Source organism: Hahella sp. HN01 (assembly GCF_018986435.1).
GTDB lineage: Bacteria > Pseudomonadota > Gammaproteobacteria > Pseudomonadales > Oleiphilaceae > Hahella.
In genome coordinates, this window is record NZ_JAHMIN010000010.1 from 160901 (window position 1) to 180171 (window position 19271).

At 53.1% G+C, this 19271-nt stretch carries 19 protein-coding genes; 13 read left to right on the top strand and 6 right to left on the bottom strand.

Features of this window, described 5'->3' with window-relative positions; genetic code table 11:
• Window positions 1–9 precede the first annotated feature (9 nt).
• The 8 genes from KP814_RS12075 (at window position 10) to KP814_RS12110 (ending at window position 8213) form a co-directional block, all read left to right on the top strand.
• The gene (locus KP814_RS12075; RefSeq protein ID WP_216737008.1) at window positions 10–366 is read left to right on the top strand and encodes a hypothetical protein; all 357 of its coding nucleotides are present in this window, start codon (window positions 10–12) and stop codon (window positions 364–366) included.
• Window positions 367–581: 215 nt separating this feature from the next.
• Window positions 582–1406, top strand: a complete 825-nt coding sequence (locus KP814_RS12080) for a hypothetical protein (RefSeq protein ID WP_216737009.1) — start codon at window positions 582–584, stop codon at window positions 1404–1406.
• Window positions 1407–1454: 48 nt separating this feature from the next.
• On the top strand, window positions 1455–1922 hold the full coding sequence (locus KP814_RS12085; RefSeq protein WP_216737010.1) for a hypothetical protein: 468 nt from the start codon (window positions 1455–1457) through the stop codon (window positions 1920–1922).
• A 125-nt stretch (window positions 1923–2047) separates the two neighbouring features.
• A complete protein-coding gene (locus KP814_RS12090) occupies window positions 2048–2353 on the top strand; it encodes a transcriptional regulator (protein WP_127973163.1) in 306 nt (101 codons plus the stop codon).
• Between the two features lie 29 nt (window positions 2354–2382).
• Window positions 2383–3495 (top strand): hypothetical protein, encoded by a 1113-nt coding sequence (locus tag KP814_RS12095; protein ID WP_216737011.1) that lies wholly within the window; start codon window positions 2383–2385, stop codon window positions 3493–3495.
• A 264-nt stretch (window positions 3496–3759) separates the two neighbouring features.
• Window positions 3760–6183 carry an ATP-binding protein gene (locus tag KP814_RS12100; protein ID WP_216737012.1) on the top strand — a complete coding sequence of 808 codons (2424 nt, stop codon included), beginning with the start codon at window positions 3760–3762 and terminating at the stop codon, window positions 6181–6183.
• Window positions 6184–6345: 162 nt separating this feature from the next.
• A complete protein-coding gene (locus KP814_RS12105) occupies window positions 6346–6951 on the top strand; it encodes a response regulator transcription factor (RefSeq protein WP_216737013.1) in 606 nt (201 codons plus the stop codon).
• 191 nt (window positions 6952–7142) lie between these two features.
• The gene (locus KP814_RS12110) at window positions 7143–8213 is read left to right on the top strand and encodes an ABC transporter substrate-binding protein (protein WP_253938320.1); all 1071 of its coding nucleotides are present in this window, start codon (window positions 7143–7145) and stop codon (window positions 8211–8213) included.
• 77 nt (window positions 8214–8290) lie between these two features.
• Here the strand turns inward: KP814_RS12110 and KP814_RS12115 are convergent, their stop codons facing one another.
• Window positions 8291–10330 (bottom strand): AbfB domain-containing protein, encoded by a 2040-nt coding sequence (locus KP814_RS12115; RefSeq protein ID WP_216737015.1) that lies wholly within the window; start codon window positions 10328–10330, stop codon window positions 8291–8293.
• A gap of 131 nt (window positions 10331–10461) precedes the next feature.
• Entirely contained in the window at window positions 10462–12597 is a 2136-nt protein-coding gene (locus KP814_RS12120) for a hypothetical protein (RefSeq protein WP_216737016.1), read from the bottom strand.
• A 449-nt stretch (window positions 12598–13046) separates the two neighbouring features.
• On the opposite strand from KP814_RS12120, the gene KP814_RS12125 reads away from it, so the two are divergent.
• The 3 genes from KP814_RS12125 (at window position 13047) to KP814_RS12135 (ending at window position 15776) form a co-directional block, all read left to right on the top strand.
• Complete coding sequence (locus KP814_RS12125; RefSeq protein WP_216737017.1) at window positions 13047–13637, top strand: response regulator; 591 nt, start codon at window positions 13047–13049, stop codon at window positions 13635–13637.
• A gap of 144 nt (window positions 13638–13781) precedes the next feature.
• Window positions 13782–14642 (top strand): hypothetical protein, encoded by an 861-nt coding sequence (locus KP814_RS12130; protein WP_216737018.1) that lies wholly within the window; start codon window positions 13782–13784, stop codon window positions 14640–14642.
• Window positions 14643–14714: 72 nt separating this feature from the next.
• Window positions 14715–15776 carry a matrixin family metalloprotease gene (locus tag KP814_RS12135; RefSeq protein ID WP_216737019.1) on the top strand — a complete coding sequence of 354 codons (1062 nt, stop codon included), beginning with the start codon at window positions 14715–14717 and terminating at the stop codon, window positions 15774–15776.
• A 122-nt stretch (window positions 15777–15898) separates the two neighbouring features.
• On the opposite strand, the gene KP814_RS12140 is transcribed toward KP814_RS12135, so the two are convergent.
• Both KP814_RS12140 and KP814_RS12145 read right to left on the bottom strand, forming a co-directional pair.
• Entirely contained in the window at window positions 15899–16117 is a 219-nt protein-coding gene (locus tag KP814_RS12140) for a hypothetical protein (RefSeq protein ID WP_216737020.1), read from the bottom strand.
• Between the two features lie 74 nt (window positions 16118–16191).
• The gene (locus KP814_RS12145) at window positions 16192–16941 is read right to left on the bottom strand and encodes a helix-turn-helix transcriptional regulator (RefSeq protein WP_216737021.1); all 750 of its coding nucleotides are present in this window, start codon (window positions 16939–16941) and stop codon (window positions 16192–16194) included.
• Between the two features lie 88 nt (window positions 16942–17029).
• Here KP814_RS12145 and KP814_RS12150 point away from each other — a divergent pair, with 88 nt between their 5' ends.
• Window positions 17030–17380 (top strand): NIPSNAP family protein, encoded by a 351-nt coding sequence (locus tag KP814_RS12150; RefSeq protein ID WP_216737022.1) that lies wholly within the window; start codon window positions 17030–17032, stop codon window positions 17378–17380.
• A complete protein-coding gene (locus KP814_RS12155) occupies window positions 17380–17727 on the top strand; it encodes an antibiotic biosynthesis monooxygenase (RefSeq protein WP_216737023.1) in 348 nt (115 codons plus the stop codon). The genes KP814_RS12150 and KP814_RS12155 overlap by 1 nt, the downstream gene beginning before the upstream one ends.
• A 9-nt stretch (window positions 17728–17736) precedes the next feature.
• Here the strand turns inward: KP814_RS12155 and KP814_RS12160 are convergent, their stop codons facing one another.
• Together KP814_RS12160 and KP814_RS12165 are read right to left on the bottom strand one after the other, a co-directional pair.
• The gene (locus tag KP814_RS12160; protein WP_216737024.1) at window positions 17737–18369 is read right to left on the bottom strand and encodes a LysE family translocator; all 633 of its coding nucleotides are present in this window, start codon (window positions 18367–18369) and stop codon (window positions 17737–17739) included.
• A 3-nt stretch (window positions 18370–18372) separates the two neighbouring features.
• Entirely contained in the window at window positions 18373–19230 is an 858-nt protein-coding gene (locus tag KP814_RS12165) for a PhzF family phenazine biosynthesis protein (protein ID WP_216737025.1), read from the bottom strand.
• Window positions 19231–19271 lie beyond the last annotated feature (41 nt).

Consider the following 19271-nt stretch of genomic DNA (forward strand, 5'->3'; position numbering starts at 1 on the left):
GGAAGTTTAATGAAAAAAATCCACAACATGATATTGGCGCTGCTGATTGCCTTATCCATTCTATACGCGCTTTTTCAAGCGTATCTGAATCTACAAGGCGTTGATGTCTCAGATTCAACAGACACTGTGTGGAGCCTGGTGTTTGCATCGCTAGTTGCTCTTTGGGTATCCAAGGACCCCAAGAGACAATACTTTAAAGCGCCATTCGAGTTTCATGCATTCATATTTTTTCTGTGGCCGTTTACTTTACCGTACTATTTGGTAAAGACCCGAGGTGGCGTTGGTGTTGCTCAGTATCTGGGCTTCTTGGGAATGAAGCTGCTGTCATTTTTTGGCGGAGTCGCCATTTATTTCTATTATTCATAAAGGGTTTATAGGCTAAATGTAATGTATTTTTTAGCGTTTTATATACATTAATAAAGAAACCTGAATGTAAACTGAACAAGGGTAAATTATAAGGTTTGTTTATCGATTAGGTATCTGTTTAGAATGCTTGGCGTGAGAGTTGATCACCTTCTTGTTAGCTCTCTATCATCTTTTAATTCAATGTGGAAGAATCCAAGAGTTCTAGAGATATAACTATGAATAAACAAGTTTTAGCTGGCAGTCTTTTTACGCTCTCTGTTTCGTTATTTGGTTGTGGCGGAGGTGGCGGTTCCAGTAATAGTCAGCCTGCAGACACGTTGGTAATTAATAGTGAAAACGCGCCGAAGATAGCCGCCATTGTTGTCGCCGCTGATTTTACTGGTGGTTTAGAAAACGGTATCGATGATGCGTCTGATTTTGCGGCCATTCCGGTGCAAAAGAAGTATTTTGAGGCGCTTGACGATGGGCTGTATGAGCGCAATACAACGGGAGGCGGTTTATCTGTTAGTTGCGAGCACAATGGTACGGTCACTATGGATATGACCTCAATATCAAATGACGGTGGCGTCTCAACTACTTTTTCGGGAACCTTTGCATTTGATAACTGTAGTGACGACGGCGATTTTACCTTGAATGGAGCCTTATCGACTGCTGGCGACAGTTATGATCATGGCTCAAGGAGTAACTCCAATACGAGTGGAAGTGTGAGTTTGCGTGACCACTATACTGGCAAGAGCGTCACTATCGGCGACATCAAAATGGCGATGAACATAGAATATGGCGAATACAATTACAGCCAGTCCTATTATGTCAGCGGTTCAATGATTGATAACAAGAGGTTTAGCGTTATGACCAGACAGCAAGTGTCAGGTGTCGTTGACCACGCGCCTACTGCTGGCCTCCTTCAGGTTAACGGCGCGGAAGGCTCAGGTTTCACCATTGAGTTTGATTCCGTCGGAGACGGCGTTTGGATCGACCATAGTGGCGGTCGTGGGACCTACTACTCATACGTGGAGCTGAAAGAGTTGGCCGGGGACTGATCTCCGTATAACATGACGCCCAATTCTTTTTTGGACTTGAGTTTTTAGATGTATCAAAACCGACAAGCACTGGCGTTAGGATCTCTGATATTTTTCGCTTTCGCATTTGTGGCGTTCATTCTTCTGGCGTTATGGGGATGGCCAAAGTACAAAATCTACAGAATGGAGGCGGACGGCTTAGCCGCGCTGCGGGAAGCGGAATGGACCAAGAAGATTCTGATAGAAGAAGCCAAAGCCAAGGAACAGGCGTCGCTTTTGCAGGCGAAAGCTCAAGTCACGTTGGCCGAAGCGGAAGGCAGGGCGACGATTGCGCGCGCCAAAGCCGAAGGGCAGGCGGATATTGAAAGGGCCAAAGCCGCCGCCGAAGCCAACAAAATAATCGGCGCGTCACTGAAAGACAATGAAGCCTATCTGCGCTACGTCTGGATTAAAGGCTTGCAGGACGGGAATGGTGAGCGGATTTATATTCCCACTGAAGCCGGGCTGCCGATTCTGGAAGCCGGTAAGGCCAAGTAGGGGCGTCGCTGGTTCATTATTGCTCATTTGAGCACGATGAAGTCCTGTGTAAGTGTAAGTAATGACGAACTTATTGCGCTTCATGACAGGCGCAGTGGCGATTGCCAATTGAATGCATGGAACCCATGAAATCAAAGACCCCCATTCCACAAGAACGCAATGAAACGGTCAGGCGGGAACTGATGTCCGTGTTGCAGGACGGCGCTTTTACTGTCGGCTCTTTATCAAAGCTGATAGGAAAATCCGAAAAAGAAATTTATGGTCATCTGGAGCATTTGCAGAAGACCGGTTCTCTGAACATTGAACCTGCTCGCTGCGGCAAGTGCGACTATGTATTTGAAGACCGCTCCCGAGTCAAAAAGCCGGGCAAATGTCCCAAGTGCAAAGGCACTTTTATTGACGAACCGGTATTCTCCGCAAAGTCCCGATAGGGCATAGATAAAACGTTTGGAGGCGACTCATGCAAAGCGAACAGGCGTTGCGCGAAACAATACAAAACTATCGGCAGGCCCTGCGCCGGTATTTGCTGGACTTGATCGCGAAGATCAAACCGTCGCCTTATAACGAAGATATCTACGCGTTCATTATCGATGTGCGCATACATCACTATTACTGTGTGGTGGGCGTAAATAATCTGGCTGGCTATCAGGCCTTTACCGGCAGTGAGAGTCACTCCGCCGCAGATTTACTGGGTTTTAGCGGACGCAAATTCAATGTAGATGACTTTTCCATTCGGGCGGAAGGCAATGATGAGCTGGAAGAATTCAGCGTATTGTTTAATGAAATCTGTCGTGACTATTTTGATGCGTCGGAAGACGCGGATGCAGGGACGGATGAGCGGGAAACCGCCGAGCGTCTTCTCTCGCTCCTCCCTGACCTCTACCTGGAGGCGCACGTCGAAGCTCTGAAAGACGTCAGCGCGGAGTTGCGCACGATGAACACAGTCGATGACTTTGTGGCGTTTGTCGCGGCGAGTTGGGACCTGGATGAAGCGGAGAGTGTGGCTCTGGCCAAACAAACCATCGCTGACGACCTGTTCGATAAAGTGTTCGAACCTTCTCAAGTTATCACCGTGGACGAGCAGGACCTGTCCGACTTTGACGCATTGCTGCAAAAGGTCGCTGACCACTACCTGTATACCGGTTCAGACCGACCGATTCTGCATGCCGACCTGATTGGCAAATATGAAAGCGCGCTGGCGGACGCCAGACCGCAGATAGATGACGCATTGATCGGCCGAATCAACGATCTTCTCGTGGAGGCGAAAGCTAAGAGCAAGAATCAGGATGAACCTTACTTCATCAATTTGTTTGAAAAAGAGGGAGCCTTTCTGTCTGCCATCTGTGGTCTCTTTTTCGTTAATCCTGCGCCTTGCCAGGCAACGGAAAAGCGTCTGCTGGAGTTGCTCGCCCTTGTTTGCGCAGAACCCTACCGCAGTACTGGCGACACTATGTCCATCGCGCCTTCTCTGATAGCGGATGTCCTGCACGCGCTGAATGCAACGCGCTTTCCTCTATCGGACTCCTGCATGACGACGTTCTATCTGCAAAACTACAAAGCGTACTTGTCGTAACCGTTCACACCATTGGCGTCGGTATGTTGCCGGAGGTGAGAAAAAACGATTAAGATCAATTCGATAGGCGCTTTGGCCTGACAGTCTGTCTGACTGTCGATCCAGGCTACGCCGAACAGCGCAGGAATCGCGCGCACCACTAAAATGGACTGGTTTGACGATGTTGAAAGACGCCATTTATTTCACCTGTACAGAAATGTTTCCCCTTTTCCTTCGTTCTGATCCTGCGCGCCAGTCCGGAGCGCCAGGCGCTGTAGGGCTGAGATGGCGCTTCCTTTGATTGCTCAGCGGAACCTGAGCGTTCGCAGCAAGCTTATCCTGGTCTGCCTCAGTCTGAGCGTGCTGCCGTTGTTGTTGTTTGCGGCGATCCTCGCGTTTACCTTTTCGGAAAATATGACGGCGCAGGGATACGAGCATCTGGCTTCTGTGCAGGATGTAAAGCGCAATCAGGTGTCGGAGCTGTTCAAAGAACGGGTGGCGACTGCGCAGGTGTTTGTGGGTGAGGCCCCCAGTCATGGAATGTCTGAAAATAACACGCCCGCTTTGCATTATCTGAAAGAATTCAGCATTGGGGTCATGCATCTGACCTCTGACGACAGTGAGCGTACGGAGATCCTGAAGTCCATGTTCGCTGAGAGCGCGGCGGGGGAGGGGCCTTCCAGCGCGCCATCGTTATCGACGTCAGCAGGCGGTCTTGTTCGACGCGCCTATTACGATAATATCCACGCCGACTTCCATACCCGTCTGCGTGCCTTCAGCGAACGCTTCGCCATTGACGATATGTACCTGATTGAGCGACGCGGCCGGGTGGTCTACTCGGTAAAGAAAGGCGTCTATTTCGGTGAAGACCTTAAATCAGGGAGATACTCAACCGGTGCTGAGGCCGGTTTGACGAGCATATTCAAGAAAGTAACCGCTCACACTGAAACCCTCGCCACGGATAGCGTGTTCACCGGATTTTATCCCTATCCTGGCCGAGACCACTTTGTGAATTATGTCGCCAAACCTTTGTTTGAATTCGGCGAACTGGTGGGGGTGGTGGTTTTGCAATACAGCAATGAAAGCGTCTGTCGGCTGCTGGGCGGGTTTGCGCATCTGGCCGGTCTCAGCGAGACGTACCTGGTTGCGCCGGATCATCGACTGCATTCCGCCTTGACGCGGATAAGCGAGCGCCCCGCCGACATTGATAACCCGGCGGTTGCCTCTGCCTTAGCCGGACTGAGCGTGCGACAGGCGTATGCGTCCTATGATGGCGCCCAGGTGCTCGCAGTTTCCACGCCGGTGGACGTCTATGGCGAAGCCTGGGCGCTGGTGACGGAGATACCCAGCCAGCCCATCTTTAACGAGATGTACGCCACCTTGGGCGTTGGGCTGGCTATCGTCATTGGCGTGATCTTTATCATTGGCGTCGTCGCCTGGCACTACTCCGGGGTGATTACCCGCCCGATAAAGCAGCTGACGCTGTTGGGGGACGAGTTGTTGGAGCAACAAGGCGCCGGAGCGAAGAGCGACGAGCAGCAGGATGATATCCGCCGCATCGAGCGTTATTTTTACGCCATGCGGGAGGCTATGCTATCGGAGGAAGCGTCCAATCAGGCGAAGTCCCGCTTTCTGGCGGCGGCCAGTCATGATCTGCGCCAGCCCCTGCACGCCATGGGACTGTTTATCTCTGCGCTGGAGCCTTATGTGGAGGACGCAACCGGCTCCAAGCATATGCGTCGACTCAAGTCCTCCCACGACTCCCTGACCAAACTGTTTAACGCCCTGATGGACATGGCGCGGCTGGAGGCCTGTGCGGTGACGGTGAATAAAGAGACGTTTTGCGTAGACTCCCTGCTCAGCACATTGGAGGGCGAGTACCGCGCTCAGGCGAAAGCCCAGGGCGTCCGGCTGCGCGTCGCCCATTGCGGCGCCTATATTCATACAGACTCACTGTTGCTGGAGCGCATGCTACGCAACCTCCTGACCAACGCCTTGCGATATGCCGAGGGCGGCAAGGTGCTGATGGGGTGTCGATGCCGGGGCGACAAACTGTTTATTCAGGTCTGCGACAACGGCGTGGGGATGACGCGAGAGCAGCAGCAGGAGGTTTTCAAAGCGTTTGTGCAACTGGATAAACGCAGCGATGGGTTAGGGCTCGGCTTATCCATCGTGGAGAAAACCGCGAAATTGCTGGAACTCCCGTTGAGTCTGCAATCGGAGTCCGGCAAAGGCTCTATCTTTACGCTCGAAGCGCCGCGGGTCGCCAAACCGGAAATGCCCTTCATTGACGCGCAGACGGAGCTGGCGGGCGTCCCGGCGCGCCAATTGGTCATCGTACTGGATGATGATCAGGAGATATTGCAGGCGATGGAAGCGTTGCTGACAGGGTGGGGCTGTGACGTTGTGCTGGCGAGCAGTCTGGCGGAATTGGACGATAAGCTGGATACGCTCTCCAGCGCGCCGAGTCTGCTGCTTGCGGATGTGGAGCTGGCGAATGGCGAGAACGGCGTGGCCGCGATTGAACTGATGTCGCGGCGGCTGCAAACGCCGTTTACGCCGGCACTGATTACAGGAGACACTTCGGTGGCGCGCATGCAGGAAGCGGCGAAGATGGGGTTGCTCATGCTATACAAACCTGTCGCGCCAGCCCAGTTGCGCTCCTTGTTGATGCATGCGCAAAACCAGCGGCAATCAGAAACTGTATAAGCACTGTCGCGGGTTGGTCGGATAAATAAGAGACGCAGGCAGGATATCCTACATTTGCAGGATATGAATCAGGAGGGGTTTAGACTAGGCTGCGCGCATTGTGCTTGGCGGGGAGTGCGCGCCGCGCGACTACATGTTAAGGGACTATTGAGAACATTCCTGATGATGGCTTCAAAAATACTCATCGCCGAAGATCATGACTTGTATCGAGACGGCCTGCGGCATTTGGTTATGGAAATTTTTCCGGACGCCAAGATCGTGGAGGCGTCTGACTTTTATACGGCGAGCGAGCAGCTCATACTGCACCCGGACCTGTCCCTGCTGATTCTGGATATTCAGCTACCCGGCACGCAACGCCTGGATGGCGTGAAGCAGTTGCGCGGCGCTTATCCGTTGCTGCCGATAGTGGTTGTGTCTGCCTTGGAAATGGGGCCTAACGTGCAGAACGTCATGGCGTTGGGCGTGAATGGATTTATCGCCAAATCAGCCAAAAAGCATGAAATGCAGGAAGGCTTATTGGCGATACTGCGCGGCGAACTGGTGACAGTGACGCAATGTCATGATCAACTGCCGTCGTTTTCGCCTCGTCATCTTGAAACCCTGGAGTACCTGACTCAGGGATTATCGAATAAAGAAATCGCCAGGAACCTCGGCATTTCCGATATCACCGTTCGGCAGTATGTGTCCGACATTATCGACCACCTTGGCGTGGAGAATCGGACGCAGGCGGTGATGGCGGCGAAAAAGCGCGGCATCATTATCGACTGAGAACCGCTTGGTCTTTTAACTTCTCCTCTTTTGACAACCTGTTTCCCGGCGCCTTACCCTTCCTTACCCGTATTTCTTTCTGTTGCGGCAGCACTTAACTGTCTGATTCGTATTGCAGAAAGCGGCGGATGTTGTTTCCGGAACCTCACTGGAAGCGTTGAGTTTCGACGGTCGATACACGTGGTCATGCAATGGATTTCGCCAACAGATGTCGCCATTTCCGGCGGCTTTTTTCCCTCACTGTTTTATTCGCGCCGCTGTCGTTCGCGCAAGGCGCCGACCTTCCTGCTAACGCTGCAAGTCAAACTGATCCGGCAACTAAGCCTCTGATTTTATATAGCGTGCTATCCGAATACCCGAACGTGGTGAGTTATGCGTTCACCCGAAAAACGGGAATACCAGTGGACATCATTGAGATGCGCGGCAGCGGCGCGGCGATGGCCAGACTGCAATACGAGCAGCATTCCGGTAGTGGCGATATCTGGTTCGGCGGCAGTCTGGGGTCGCATATTCAGGCTGGCGCGGAAGGATATTTGGTCCCTTATGTTTCGCCGGAAACGACCAGGCTGGAGCCTTTGTTGGGCGGCCCCTTTATGGAGGGAACGGTGAATGGATTGTATGGCGGCATTCTGGGAATAGTCGTGAGCAAACCGTTCCTGCAGGAGAGGGGCGCGCCGATTCCTAAAACATGGAAGGACCTTGCAGATCCTGTGTATCGCGACATGATCGGGATGAAAAGCCCTCTGGTTTCGGGCACGGCTTTTACCACCCTGATCAGCATGATCGCCCTGATGGGAGAAGACGCCGCCTTCGATTATTTCAAAGCGCTGCATCAGAACGTGGAGTATTACGGCAAAGGACAGACCTATCGCGTTTCGACAGGGCAGATCGGCATCGTCATTACCTTTTACCATGAGGTCGTGAATGCCATCGAGGGCGGCGATGTGGCGTTTATCATTCCTCCTGAAGGCGTGGGATATGAAATTGGCGGGCTGAGCATCATCAAACATGATGGCCAGGATTTGCAGAAGGCGCAGGCGTTTATCGACTTTGCGCTTTCCTGGGAAGGGCAGTCTTTAATAACAAGCGCAGGCAGCGATCGCATACCCACTCACAGCAAGTTGTATAGCGAGCAAAGTCAGCAGATTAAATTGCAGGATGTAAAACTGCTGCCATTGGATTTCGAGTGGGCGGGGATAAACCGGCAGCGCTTGCTGGATCGCTGGACGCAGGAAGTCGCGTCACAGGAGAAGAAAAGGTAGTCCCAAAAAAGCGCCATTAGCTCCGCTGCAAGGCTGGCTCAAAGAGCTAATGGCGAACAAGGAGTTATGAAAACGTCTTAGTTATTGAAATTTCCGCCCCATTCAAAAATCTTCGCGATCGGGTTTTTAGCCGTGAAGTTTTCGTTATTTTCAAACAGCCCGTCATCCTGTCCGCAGTTTTGGATGGCCCTGCGGTTGCTCTCGCTTTCATTCGCTTTGTACTTCGTCGTGAATATCTGCATAAAGCTGTCCTGATGGTTGGGGTCGCTTGATCCGAAGATGACTTCAGGGACCTTTTGCAGCCAATGCACTTGAGCTTGTTCCGGCGTCGCAGTGTGAGACTGGAAATAAGGATTATTCATCGGGCTGCTCATATCCCAGGTCGGATAAGGGTGATAGGAGTACCTGGAGTTATTGGGCAGCGCATCGGCGAATGGAATAATCAGGGAGCCGAATTGCGTGATATCCCAGAAAGTGCTGGCTCCGTCCAGGAAGCTATGGTTGCCCGCCTGCGCGTAAGCCTCATGGGTTCCCAGTGCGAGGTAGACGCCGACATGATGCTCTCCGCTCTGAGTCGCTGCGTCAAAGCCCACTTCTTTCAATGAGGGCGCACTGGCGTTCAGGTTGGCTTCGTAAAAAGTCAGCCGGCCGTCATTCGCCGCGAAATGCTCGCCGCCTGCGTGTGCAGAGAAGTAGTACTCAGCCGGAAGGTATTGCCCGCCCTGATTGGTCAATTTGACAGAAACGTGCACCCAGTCCGCAAAATGATTGCCTTTGATTGCGCTGCCTGGATTGGTGGCGGACGTGTCATTGTAGCCTGCGAACAGGAAATACCGGATCCAGACTTCTCCGCTTTGGGTTTCGAGATAAGTGGTGTAGGTGGGCGCAGCCTGAGGCGCCATGGCGGAGACATTGACGTCGCTCCGGTCTCCCATTCTATCCACGAATATATTGGAGTTGATTCTGTTTTCGCTAGGTCTGACGGAGTTTTGGGAGCCGTTTTTATCGTGATGGCGCTTGTCCACCCACGCGCGCAGGTTGTAGTAAACGCCGTCGGCGCGGCCGAACTTCACGTCTGCGGATAAATATTGCTGGAAGGCCTTCGGATAGTAATCCTCGGAACCATGCAATATCCAGATGGGCAGGTTATCGCGAATCAGCGCCTGACGTTGCGCCAGGGGAAGTTGCGATACTCTCGCCACCGGCAAGTGTTGCGCAAGATAGTCGGCCTTGTCGCCGTTTAGTTCCTGATACTGCTGATCCGTGGTGAGCTGTTCGATTCTTGTTTTCTCACCGTAGCCCACTCTGTTTAGCAGGGACAAATATGTTTCTCCGCGTGCGACAAGGTCCTCGTCGCTGCGCTGTTGCAGGCTGACGATATCGTCGGCGCTGCGATTGTACAGCTCCACGATCAGGGTATTGTGCTTGTCGCCTTCGGACATGTCATCCAGATACTTGTAGGAGCGCCATCCCGCTTTCAGGAGCATGTCGGACAAGGAGGAAGAGCAAGGCTTGTAATTGATCGACTGAGTTGCGCCTCCAGGCGTGACGCAGACGTAGCTGGCGGCGCCTGCGGCTTTCATTGCGGAGCCTGCGCCAAACTGGGCCTGGCAGGCCAGGTTAAGGGCGTTATTGCCCGATACATTGTTGAACTGACCGGTCACACCGTTCCAGCAGGCTTGCGATTCTCTGTTCTCCCGCAGTCGCAATAAGGTGCTGTGGCTGTAATCGCCGGAGATCCACACCTCGTTTTTGCTGTTCACCGTCAGCTTGCTGTTGGGATAATTAAACGCGTTGAGAGTTTGGTCGGAGCCAAAGCAAAATGTGGCGTCTTCTTTGAATGGCTGTGAATTATCGCTCTGGGAGATGCGTAATCTTGAGCCGGTGTGACGGATGAAGTGATTCGGATAGTTTTTTGATTCAAAAGAGTAGCAGTTACTCTCCGCCAAGCCTGCTCTCAAGACAAACGTGGCGTCCTGAATATCCAGCTCGCTGGCGCCAACCGGCAAGGGATTTTGCCACAGCCAATAACCACTGTGCCTGAAAACGCTCTGGTTGGTGATATCCACCAACTTCACATCATCGCCTAACTCCGCCGCCATTGATCCTGAAGCCATGGTAGCGCCGGCAATAAGCAGGCTAATGTTCCGTATTAGTTGCAACTTCTTGTTCTCCATAGTGGATTGTTTTGGGAAGATCAGTCGCACCTGCAACTGATCTTCTGTTTTAGTGGGATGGTGTTTATGCGTTAAAGTGGAACGTTAGTCTCGCCATCAGCATTTCTGCCCCAGCATTGGACCGTATTTTCAGACGTAACGCCGCAAGTGTGTCTCATGCCGGCGTGAACTTCGGTGAAACTTTGATTTGGCGGCGTCGCCTGGCCGTCTTCATTTAAGCCCCAGCAATTAATTGCGCCATCGGCGCGAAGAGCGCATGCGTGGCCCCAGCCCATAGATACGTCTACGAAGTTTCCGGCAGGGGAGTTAGTCTGACCATAGTTGTTCTGTCCCCAGCATGTGATGTTTCCATCAAAGCTTACTGCGCAGTTCTGAGAGTAATTCGTGCTGAGTTTGGAAAATTTACCGGCAGGAGGCGTTGCGGAACCGCTGAAGTTGCTGCCCCAGCATTGAATAGAGTCATCCAACATAATGGCGCAACTATGATAAGAGCCTAGTTTAAGCTGCTTCACCTTCGTTTTCTGCGGCGGTAGGTAACTGAGTCTTCCCCAGCAAACTGTCTCGTTATCGTTATTAATGCCGCACGTTGCATAGTCGCCGCCGACAATATTTTTGTAGACGCCCTGAATAGGCTGGGTTTGACCGTTACCGTTATAACCCCAGCATTGCACTTCGTTGTTTAATTTGATCCCGCAAGAGTGGAAGTTGCCGACAGTAACCTGTTTGAAGCTCTCTAAAGGCGCGTCCGCTCCGCCGAATGAGTTACTTCCCCAGCAGGAAACAGAGGCGTCGTCCTTTAACTGACAGTTGTGGTAATGCTTGGTGGTTACTTTCTCAGGCGATTCACTTTTAAGTGACCCTATCACTGCAAGGCCTTTAAAAATGAGTTCTTTAACCTGATTTTTGTAGCATTTTTGGGTGCAGGCAGAATCAGTTGTATCTGTGTTGATGCTGACCTTATCTATCGTTGCTTGAGACACCTGAAATGAAGCGCCAGCGTTGATATTCAGCATCCCGAATGAATCGCTATCAAGACCGCAGCTCAGTCTGAAGCCATACTTTTGATTATAGTTTTGATTTAATTCGTTGACGGACTCATTGATGTAAGCGTCATATTCATCTGTGCTGCCTGTCCAACATATATTGACAGGTTTGCGAGAGGCGCGGGGTGGGTTGGTTTTACCTGCGCCGAGCAGAAAGTCTGATAAACCTTCCGCATTTAATTTCCCTTTTCCTTTGGTGGCTTCCCAAAAGTTATTGAGTCTTTCAACTGCGCTATCGCCTAGTTGATCAGCGAATATACTGTCATCTCCGGGGTGACTGAACCAGCTCACCTGAGTGCTGACCTCTTCCCACTCTGACTGGGTTAGTGGACTGACCGTGGCGACAATATGAATGGACCTGAAGGATTTGTTGGCGCTTGATCCTGTAAATCCGTTGACTTTGCTGAACGCCAGTTCCTCTATATCCTCGACAGAGTAAACGTGCCTGTCGGCATTGAAAGTAATGGCGTCGGAGCCAACAGATACATTGCGTGGATTTCTGTAGACATTAAGAGGGGAAACGGATGCTTTATCCATTATGCCCATCATGTACAACTCAAGGTCTGAGTACGGGATTGCGTTCGTTCCCCACTGTGTATTTATGCTGGAGTCGGCATAGCGATAGACGCCTGATGAGAATGTGAGTTTGTCTGGATCGAAGCCGCCAACTGCGCCGTTAGCGTCTGAAAGCCCCCAATGTCCACCCACGGACTTGCCTTGGAGATCGTTGGCTTCAACAATGCGATTGGACCAGGTATGACCTATTTCATGCAGACTGGCGCCATAAGCGATGTTGCTGCGATTAGGATAAAAGATAGTGGCGAGTTGGGTATTCGAATTTCCAAGTCGATGGTAGTTAGTTTGATTGGCTCCGTCGCTTACATTTCGGTCCAAGTTTCTAATTACGTTTACAAAGTGAAAGTCGTCTTGAAAGCACTCGTATACTTTATTGTTGATATTCGCAAGCACGGCCCCCCTCAAGTCCTTGGAAGCCAGAGAACTAAAGTCTGAGGCGCTGATCTGGAGAGAGACCACATTATCTGGAAGGTTGTGATCTTTTGAAAACTGAAAGTCACTGGCGCAGTTGGCCAAGGCCAATGCATCGGGGCTGATAAGCGTCGGAAGCGAGAGGGCTAGCGCCTTGATGAGAGTATTATTATTCATGATCCATACCCTATTTCCATATTGAATAATTTCCTGTTGGATGTCCTATCCCCTTCGTAAGCTTCACCCATTGCTAATGCCTGTATGAAGACGAAGGAGGACGTATTCTCATCGACATCAGCCAATCTGATAATCCTACAGTTGTAGGATGCATAGAGGTTGTGAGGTGTGACCGGCTTATTGTTGCGGCGAGACTAAACCATCGTTTACCCATAACGCGGGATGCCTATTCTTTGGGCGCAGTCGTAGACTTTAAGTCAGGGGAAGCCTGTGAGCGATTTCGAATTTTATGCGAAACGGGGAGGCCGCTCCGCTGATATACCGTTGTGTGTTTGAGATATAGTTTTGCGGCGCTCTCCGGATGCGACAGGGAGGCCCGGCGTTAACAGGGACAGGTTGAATCGCTTCTTTTCCCGCTGAGTCCATTGCTTTTGGCAGGAGCGGTCGGGATGACGCTGAGTGTGCGAATCAATCGAATATTGTTGGCCGAGGAGAGCCCGACTTTACGCGCCAGGCTGCGGCATACTCTGGCGCAAATGGCGCCTCATGCGGACATACACACCTCCGCATCGGTAGAGCAAACCCGCCGGGAAATACTGGAGTGGCGCCCGGTACTGGCGGTGATCGACTTCGTTCTGGAAGGCGGTAACATCGTGCCTCTGCTTAGCGAAGCGGAACTGATTCCCGCTGCGCCTTTTATTCTTGGCATCGCCCCGGACGCTTCCCGCGCCGACACAGTGCAGGCGATGCGCTGCGGCTTTTCCTACGTCATCGACAAACCCTTTGATCCAGGCACATTCGAACAGGCAGTGCTGCAGACGGTAACCGCGCCGACGTCTTTGGCCTCCAGCATCAATCGCATCGTCAGTCCGCTTCTTTACAGCGACTATAACGAGCTGGATTTAAAGAAACTGACTGCGGAAATTGAAACGCTGATTTTCAGAATGGCGACCGCCGTCACGGGCTCCAAGAAAGGGCTTGGGCGAGTCTTGGGCATCTCCCGCCAGCTGGTGCAATACCATCTTAAAAAGCTTGGATAAATCGCCTTTGCGTCTGTCGGAGAAAGTCAGGGGCGCCAAAATTTTTGCACTTTTCACGATTTATACGAGAGCTATTATCACCTGTGAGGGCCCCATGCCCTCTGCTAGTAACTCCCACCTCATTTCTTAAAAAGGAGATTGGAAATGAAGAAATTACTCCTAAATTCAGGTGCGGGTCTGTTGCTCCTTCCATGGCTGGCCGCGTTGATGTTCGCCGCCGGCGCGCAGGCGACGACGTTAATCTACAAAGACTTTAATTCGTTGGTCGCTGAGGCGCAGGGCGTAGTGGTTGGAACGGTGAAGGAAGTCGTATCGCAACGGGCTGAGGACCGGCAGTTGTACACCTATGTCCGCCTGGCGGACGTTGAGACCCTGGCAGGGGTCTATCACGACAGTGAACTTACGCTGATGATGGGCGGCGGTTATGACGGCCGCAACGGTCTGCACGTTGAAGGCAGCCCTGAGTTCAGCGCTGGCGAACGGGTCGTCTTGTTTGTTGAAGGCAACGGTCAGCGCATGGTGCCTCTGGTTGGCTGGGGGCAGGGCGTATTCCGTTTGCAGAATGATGATCGCGGCGCCGCCATCGTTACCGATGAGGTTGGCAATGAAGTCTATGGCGTCGGCAAGAAAGGCGAAATTCTGAAGGCGAACCGTCATGCTCAGCGCGCGCAAATCGCCAATTCGGAGCATCTGGCCAACGCTAGCAGCGCACAAGGCAAAGCCAGCGCTGGTCGTTCTGATAGTGGCGCAGCGATGCTGGCGCCGCAGGAAGCCAAAGGCGAGCCGATGAGCGCCGAACGCTTTCTTGGCATGGTGCGGAGCCAGGCGCAATCTCGTGCGTTCGCTCAGGAATTGCGTTCCGTGAAAGTGGGGCAGGCGCTTGAACGTCAGGCCCGTGATGCCGGTTCCGCCGCCTCCGCCAACAGCATGAGCGACGAGTCCGCCGCTTCCGCATTGCCCCGCAGAACCCATCAAGGGGCAAGGTCGTCCATGGATCGGGACTGATCATGCGCATTACGCGCAAACCAGTCACGAGCGGCTATTCGAAGACAGGTACGTTTAGAAGGAGGACTTTCTATGTATCGTCAAGCTATTCACAAACTTCTATCGGGGCTGAGCGACGTCCGGCTGGTTTTGCTGGCGACTCTCTGCCTGGCGGCGCCGTTCGCCGGAGCCTATACCTACCGCACTTGCGACGGTAATGCGATCAAGTGGAACGGCAACCAAACCACGATGTATATCAGCACCACCTCATTCCCTGCCGGCAGTACCTGGGATTCGCGGTTGCAGAATGCTATGTGGCATTGGAATAACGTTAAAGGCTCCCGCTTTCTGTACTACGTCAATCGCGACACCGATGGCAGTCATAACGATAATAACGGGCGTAATGAAGTCTATCTGGATAACAGTCTGGGAGGCGGCACCCTGGCGGTGACACTGACCCGTTACCACTGTTACTGGCTGTTCGGCTATCAGTATGGCATCGATGAGACCGATATCGGTTTCAATAACAATATCGGTTGGAACCTGGGAGACCTGAATTACGCCAATCTGGGATCGCCCTACAGCTTTGAAAGCGTCGCTCTGCACGAACTAGGGCATGCTCTAGGGCTACTGCATGAAGACCGCTGGATGGCCACCATGAATTCCTATTACCCGAATAGCGGCCCACTTGGCCACTACAAGGAATGGGACCCTTTGGCGGATGACCGTCTTGGCTCACGGGTGATCTACCCCGACAACACCACAGAAACCGATATCGCCGGCTCCGTGTTTAAACACACAGGTACAGGCACATCGGGGCTGGTGTCCAGTCCGACATACGCCTATCGCGGCTCGAACGTCACTATCCAGTTCACGTTCAGCAACCAAAGCACGGCGACCAAGACTTTTGATATCAGCTTCTATCTGTCCACCAATAATTACATCAGCACAGGAGACACCTATCTAGGCTCCAACTATGGCGCCTGGGGTTCTCAAGGCTTTACCGGCACATTCAGCCGCACGTTGTATATCCCCACAACCGTGGCGCCGGGAACCTATTGGCTCGGGTTCATAGTGGACCCCAACAATGCGATATCAGAATCGGTTGAAAGCAATAACTACATGGAAATGCCCAGAAGCATCACGATCTACTAACTATGAAAAATACGTCGTATCCCTGGCTCCTGGGACGGACCTTGCGAGGTCCGTCTCCAGTAACTTTTCTACCTTTCATGGTCATGCATGTAAGAATTACAAATCAGTCTTAGGGGGAAACATCAGGACTCGGCGCTATTCGCCGTGGACTTTTTCTTCCTGGACTTCTCTTTACCGTCTTCTTCATGCTGAGGCGGGCCGGAGTGATCCACTGGCGTGAAAGAGGGCGGATCACTGGCGGGAAAGGACTGATCCGATGTTTCATCGACGGCGTCGATCTCTTTCTGTTTCTCTTTGTTTGCTGTGGCGTTCGCTTGTTTATCCTTCGATTGCTTGCTCATAGCGTGCCTCCATCTGTCATAGGTGAGAGCGATGATCACTTAAGACACTACAAGCTTTATGCCAGCCTGGAAATTCAGGCGAACTGATGTGTTAACGCGTAGCGTTTGCGCAGGGCTTGCAGACCCTCAGGCGTGAATCGGATCACTCGCGAATCCAGGTCTTTTCGCGCCCAGCCCCGGTTGAGAATATCCTGCAAAACCCATTGCCCGAGTGAGCCCGCCAAGTGGTGTCGGCGTTCGCTCCAGTCCAGACAGTTTTTACATACCGGTCGACGCAGTTTCTCCAGACTGCCGACATCCGCGCCCAATGAGTTAAACAGTTCACGACCGCCTGGGGTCAGGAGCAGTTGCTGATCTTGTTCGATCAGTACGCCGCTGCTTTTGAGGGCGTCCAACAGGCTGACGCCGATCTCTCCCGCCAAGTGGTCATAACAGACGCGGGCATGCCGCAGCGCTGGATCTTTCGGACCGGTATTCGTGCGGCTGTGGTCCACGGCGGCGGAAACATTCAGCAGCGTTTCCAGGAACTCGGCGATCTCGCGGCTGCGTAATTGAAAGTATTTATGACGCCCTTGTTTTTGCGCGATCACCAGATGGGCGTCCGTCAGCTTTTTCAGGTGACTGCTGGCGGTGGCGGCGGTGATGTCCGCTTCAGCAGCCAGTTCCGTTGCGGTCAGCGCTTTCCCTCCCAGCAAGGCGATGAGCATGTTGGCGCGGGCGGCGTCGCCGATAAGGGCGGCAACTTTTGTTATGTCTGGCGCTTGGTTTATGTCCGGGGTCTGGCTTCTGTCCGCGTCTGGACTGAAATGCGGTTCGTTCGACATGAGAGGTTCACTGACAGTTCGATGGGCGTCGAAGCATGGCTTCCTGGTGCAGTTAGACTGCCGGAAAACCCAAACAGAGACAACGACCATGAATCTGATCTGCTTTATTGAATACAACATCGATCCGTTCCAGCTGGAGGCATTCCGAACCTATGCGCAAAACTGGGGGCGCATCATCCCAGAGTGCGGCGGGGAGCTGATTGGCTATTTCCTTCCCCACGAAGGGACCAACTATGTCGCCTACGGACTGATTGGTTTTGAGAGTCTGGCCGCCTATGAAGCCTATCGGACCCGCCTGAAAAGCGATCCCGCCGGAAGGGAGAATTTTCAGTTCGCCCAGGCGCATAAATTCATTCTGCAGGAACGTCGCACGTTTCTCACTGCAGCGCCGGATACGCTGTTGAAGTTGAGCGCTCAGGCGCTTGGGAAGGTGGGCTGATGTTCGCTGTTATCTTCGAACTGGAGCCCAAGCCGGATCGAAAAGCCCAGTATTTGCAACTTGCCGCGGACCTTAAACCGCTACTGGAGACCATCGACGGTTTTATATCCATCGAACGTTTTCAAAGTCTGAGTCAGCCGGAAAAACTGTTGTCCCTGTCTTTCTGGAGGGATGAAGAGGCGGTGAAAGTCTGGCGCAATCAGGTGGAGCACCGCATGGCGCAGCAGTGCGGCCGGGCGGATGTATTCTCTGATTATCGGCTGCGGGTGGCTGCGGTGGTCAGAGACTACGGCATGACGGACCGGGAGCAGGCGCCGGAGGAAAGCCGCGCTGTCCACCCGGGATGAGACGATGGCTTACCGGTGAGACGCCATCAGACCAACGCCCATCGCCATGAGAGCGCCGCCCAGCGCGCGGCCGATATGGCGTCCGCCTGCCCGCAACTTCTCTAACACCCGCTGGTGCGTAATACCGATCGCTAACGCTGAAAACCAGAGACCGTGCGCCAGGCTGATGATCAGCCCATAGAGTAACTGCACCGCCAGTGACGTGTCCGGGTTCACTACCTGGGTAAAGATACTCAGGTAGAAAAGGGTGGTTTTGGGGTTGGTGGCGTTGGTGATGAAGCCTTGCCGGAAATACGCCCAATCTGACTTTGCGTTGTTTGGAAGAGTATGCTGCTGAGGTATCTCCAGACGACTTTTCCAGGTCTTCCAGCCGATATAAATCAGATAGAGTCCGCCTGCCCACTTCACCGCCGTAAACACCCAGACTGAACTCGCCATTAGCACCACCAGTCCTGCGAGGGTGTAAGCGGTATGCACCCAGGTGGCGCTGGCGACGCCGAGCGCAGCGAGCAACCCGGCGCGACGGGAGTAGAACAGGCTGTTGCGGGTGATCATGGCGAAGTCCGCGCCGGGGCTGATCGCCATAAACACCGCAATCATGCAAACCTGCGCCAGTTCGGCGGAGAGCAGTGCATCTGTCATAACTCAGCTCTCCATGATTTTAGCGACGCCGCCGATCCACAGGCGGTGCGGCAAGCCGTCAGTGATTTCCAGCTCCGCCTCGATCAGGCTGGGGGAGCGAGGCGTCATCAAGCGGCCCTGTTCAATGAGGTAATGCTCACTTTTCTGGCCCAGAACTTCATACAGATAAACTGAGGCGCAGCCGGCGCCCATGCCGGTGGCGGACTCTTCCTCTATGCCGAAGTAGGGGGCGAACATGCGGGCGCTGATAGTGCGTCCGCTCACTTCCGTCTCCGGGCTGATGACATAGAAACCGATAAGTCCTAGCGTTTCGCTTAGGGCGGAGATGCTCTCCATATTCGGCGTCAGATTACGCAGATCAGACATGGTCGGCAGGGCTATCACCAGAAACGAGACGCCGACATTGACCACATGGGGCGTCGCCAGCGTGCTTAACTGCTCCACCTGCAGTCCCAGGGCGCGGGCGGCGGCTTCCTGTTGCTCCGCTGTAATCGGCGTCACATGGCGACGAATTTGCTCCAGATAGGCTTTGTCGCCTTCCACCCGGATATTGCGCAAGCCATCGACAGTTTCTTTACTGTGTCTGCCCTGAGCGACCTTACCCTGCTGTGCTAGCACGGAAAAGGCGGCGACCGTGGCGTGTCCGCAGTGAGCGATACGCTTGGTGGGGGTGAAGAAATCCAGCTTCACTGTGGCGATTTCCGAGTTCGATAAAAACGCGGTCTCAGGGTAACCGGCGGCGCTGGCGATGCTTTGCATGTCCGCTTCAGCCAGCCCGCCTGCTTCAAGCACCACTCCGGCAGGGTTGCCGCCGATGCCGTTATCGACGAAGGAACTTATTAATTTGACTGATTTATTCATAGGTTCGCCTCCGCTATAGACGTTATGATCAATAAAACGTT

What these genes read in the sequence shown, in the direction of transcription:
- KP814_RS12120 (WP_216737016.1), bottom strand. Translation starts at nt 12,597, where the DNA reads ATGAATAATAATACTCTCATCAAGGCGCTAGCCCTCTCGCTTCCGACG.
- KP814_RS12110 (WP_253938320.1), top strand. Translation starts at nt 7,143, where the DNA reads ATGGATTTCGCCAACAGATGTCGCCATTTCCGGCGGCTTTTTTCCCTC.
- KP814_RS12080 (WP_216737009.1), top strand. Translation starts at nt 582, where the DNA reads ATGAATAAACAAGTTTTAGCTGGCAGTCTTTTTACGCTCTCTGTTTCG.
- KP814_RS12130 (WP_216737018.1), top strand. Translation starts at nt 13,782, where the DNA reads ATGAAGAAATTACTCCTAAATTCAGGTGCGGGTCTGTTGCTCCTTCCA.
- KP814_RS12145 (WP_216737021.1), bottom strand. Translation starts at nt 16,941, where the DNA reads ATGTCGAACGAACCGCATTTCAGTCCAGACGCGGACAGAAGCCAGACC.
- KP814_RS12075 (WP_216737008.1), top strand. Translation starts at nt 10, where the DNA reads ATGAAAAAAATCCACAACATGATATTGGCGCTGCTGATTGCCTTATCC.
- KP814_RS12090 (WP_127973163.1), top strand. Translation starts at nt 2,048, where the DNA reads ATGAAATCAAAGACCCCCATTCCACAAGAACGCAATGAAACGGTCAGG.
- KP814_RS12150 (WP_216737022.1), top strand. Translation starts at nt 17,030, where the DNA reads ATGAATCTGATCTGCTTTATTGAATACAACATCGATCCGTTCCAGCTG.
- KP814_RS12115 (WP_216737015.1), bottom strand. Translation starts at nt 10,330, where the DNA reads ATGGCTTCAGGATCAATGGCGGCGGAGTTAGGCGATGATGTGAAGTTG.
- KP814_RS12125 (WP_216737017.1), top strand. Translation starts at nt 13,047, where the DNA reads ATGACGCTGAGTGTGCGAATCAATCGAATATTGTTGGCCGAGGAGAGC.
- KP814_RS12155 (WP_216737023.1), top strand. Translation starts at nt 17,380, where the DNA reads ATGTTCGCTGTTATCTTCGAACTGGAGCCCAAGCCGGATCGAAAAGCC.
- KP814_RS12140 (WP_216737020.1), bottom strand. Translation starts at nt 16,117, where the DNA reads ATGAGCAAGCAATCGAAGGATAAACAAGCGAACGCCACAGCAAACAAA.
- KP814_RS12085 (WP_216737010.1), top strand. Translation starts at nt 1,455, where the DNA reads ATGTATCAAAACCGACAAGCACTGGCGTTAGGATCTCTGATATTTTTC.
- KP814_RS12135 (WP_216737019.1), top strand. Translation starts at nt 14,715, where the DNA reads ATGTATCGTCAAGCTATTCACAAACTTCTATCGGGGCTGAGCGACGTC.
- KP814_RS12165 (WP_216737025.1), bottom strand. Translation starts at nt 19,230, where the DNA reads ATGAATAAATCAGTCAAATTAATAAGTTCCTTCGTCGATAACGGCATC.
- KP814_RS12105 (WP_216737013.1), top strand. Translation starts at nt 6,346, where the DNA reads ATGATGGCTTCAAAAATACTCATCGCCGAAGATCATGACTTGTATCGA.
- KP814_RS12100 (WP_216737012.1), top strand. Translation starts at nt 3,760, where the DNA reads ATGGCGCTTCCTTTGATTGCTCAGCGGAACCTGAGCGTTCGCAGCAAG.
- KP814_RS12160 (WP_216737024.1), bottom strand. Translation starts at nt 18,369, where the DNA reads ATGACAGATGCACTGCTCTCCGCCGAACTGGCGCAGGTTTGCATGATT.
- KP814_RS12095 (WP_216737011.1), top strand. Translation starts at nt 2,383, where the DNA reads ATGCAAAGCGAACAGGCGTTGCGCGAAACAATACAAAACTATCGGCAG.